Source organism: Desulfomarina sp., from assembly GCF_054039375.1.
In genome coordinates this window covers 1-2,238 of record NZ_JBPLBA010000171.1, presented here as the reverse complement: position 1 = coordinate 2,238, position 2,238 = coordinate 1, and the positions used below count along the sequence as shown (strand labels likewise).

Below are 2,238 nucleotides of genomic sequence, written 5' to 3'. Positions count from 1 at the left end.
TTTTTTCCTTTTCATCAAGCCCTTCACTTTTTCTGGTTATAAACCAGATCATGCAGGATGAACGAAATTTGCAATATATTTTTGGATCCCTGCAATGCATACACTCCTCACAAAAATAAACATTCTGTTTCTGACAGAAATAATTTGTCTCTCGATCAGGGTGATTGACACATTTTCCCATGACTTTTCCTCCGGGGCCATTACTCAAGCGGGCACCCCTCTATTTTTTTCTCCTGATTTCTTTTACTACAGAACGAAGAACCTCCTCCCGTTGCAGTCCAACCAGACGAAGGATCTCTTCCCTGTCCCGATAAATGACACATGTCGGTATAGTCTGAATAACGACATCTGCCGCAATAGAAGGGCATTTTTCCACGTCCACCAGAGCAACCGGCACCAACCCCACAAGATCTTTTTCTATTTTGTGGACATTCCTGCACTGTTCCTGGCACGGTCTTGACCAGGAAGCAGTAAACAGCACCAGCCGAAGACCTTTTTCTATTACTTTTTCAAATTCCTGCAGTGAAATAATTTCAACCAACTGTGTCATTGCTGAGTTTCGTGAGTAATCAGATTTGTTAATAATACAATGAAAATACGGTTAAAATATTTTAATGGTTGTTTAAAAAAATCATTTGCCAACCTGCAACCATTCACTCAGGGGAGGCACCTGTTAATCGTTAACGGGTGCCTGTCCATAGTTGGTCTTTTTGCCCGATATCTGCGTTGCCCGAAACATTTTATCCTCGGAGGTAAGCGTAGACTCCGATATCAATTATATGCCTGCGGTGAAATTTCCCGTGCTCCTTGATCTCAAACAAAAATCCTCATTTCTGGACAGACACTGGCGATCCTACCAATTCCCCTTCACCCTGCATATCTGTCCCCATATTTTAGAACAATTTCCATGCCAATTATTCAACTCCAGGCGATTTCTCCGTATCCCTCCAGAATTTCATACATTGAATGCTCACGAATTCATGATTGACATCGTATCATAAAAAAGGCTACAACTCCAGGTAACGATAGTAACGTTACCCTCAATAACACAATACGCATATATTATGAGTAAAAAAACCCACGAAATTTGGAATCGCAGGTTTGTCAATCAGATTATAGATTCAATGGCCGATGGTGTATTCACCATGGACAGTCGGGGCATTATCTCCTCCTGGAATTCCTCCATGGAGAGAATCAGCGGCTACCCCGCAGAAGAAGCCCTGGGAAAAACCTGTGAAATCCTGCGTTGCAGCCGCTGTTTTGGAAAAAACTGTCCAGCAGATATTAAAACCTGCAAGATTCTTGAACTGCAACATTCCGAAGCAAAAGAATGTCTGCTGCAACACAGGAACGGTCATGATGTTTCCGTTATTAAAAATGCAAGTGTTGTCAAAGATGAACAGGGAACAATTCTGGGTATCGTTGAAACAGTAACTGATCTCACGGAACTGAACCAGGCCAGAAAACGGGCAGAAGAAGCGGCTCTTCGCCTTGGAGAAATTCACCGTCTTGATAATATCATCGCGAAAAGCCGTCCTATGCGCGACGTTTTTTCTGCAATTGAAGCCGCCGCCGCCAGTGATGCCACTGTCCTTATCCATGGTGAAAGCGGTACAGGCAAAGAGCTGGTTGCAGGAGCCATTCACTTCAACAGCACACGAAAATCACATCCCCTTGTGACTGTCAATTGCTCTGCCCTTTCAGAAACCCTGCTTGAAAGCGAGCTTTTCGGTCACATTAAAGGGGCATACACCGGCGCTGTCCGGGACAGGGTCGGACGTTTCGAAGAAGCCGAAGGCGGGACAGTTTTCCTGGACGAAATTGGAGAATTAAGCCCTTTCATACAGGTAAAGCTGTTGCGGGTGTTACAGGAACGGGAAATCGAACGTGTCGGGGAGTCGAGGAAAAGAAAAATCAATATCCGTATCGTTGCTGCCACTCACCGGGATCTCTACGCAAGGGTGAGAGAAGGTCTTTTTCGGGAAGACCTCTACTACCGGCTCAAGGTTTTCCCGATCCTGCTGCCTCCTCTCAGGAATCGTAAGGAAGACATCCCGCTGTTGATCAGCCATTTTATCAAAAAATTCAACGACAAAACCGGCAAACAGATCCTGGATATTTCCCGCCGGGCCATGCGGATTTTTATGGATTACAATTGGCCGGGAAATATCAGGGAACTTGAAAACAGCATAGAACACGCCTTTGTTCTCTGTAAAAATGACAGAATCGAACCGGAAG

2 protein-coding genes are annotated in these 2,238 nt (G+C 44.8%); one reads left to right on the top strand and one right to left on the bottom strand.

Going from position 1 to position 2,238, the window contains the following annotated elements; all coding sequences use genetic code 11:
* Nucleotides 1-220: 220 nt before the first annotated feature.
* Nucleotides 221-550, bottom strand: a complete 330-nt coding sequence (locus tag ACXLDX_RS10225; protein WP_457577082.1) for a thioredoxin family protein — start codon at nt 548-550, stop codon at nt 221-223.
* 514 nt (nt 551-1,064) lie between these two features.
* On the opposite strand from ACXLDX_RS10225, the gene ACXLDX_RS10220 reads away from it, so the two are divergent.
* A partial coding sequence (locus ACXLDX_RS10220; protein ID WP_457577081.1) for a sigma-54 interaction domain-containing protein occupies nt 1,065-2,238 on the top strand: 1,174 nt, incomplete at its 3' end.

Excerpts from the sequence above, each read along its gene's own strand:
- ACXLDX_RS10225 (WP_457577082.1), bottom strand. The coding sequence starts at position 550 with ATGACACAGTTGGTTGAAATTATTTCACTGCAGGAATTTGAAAAAGTA.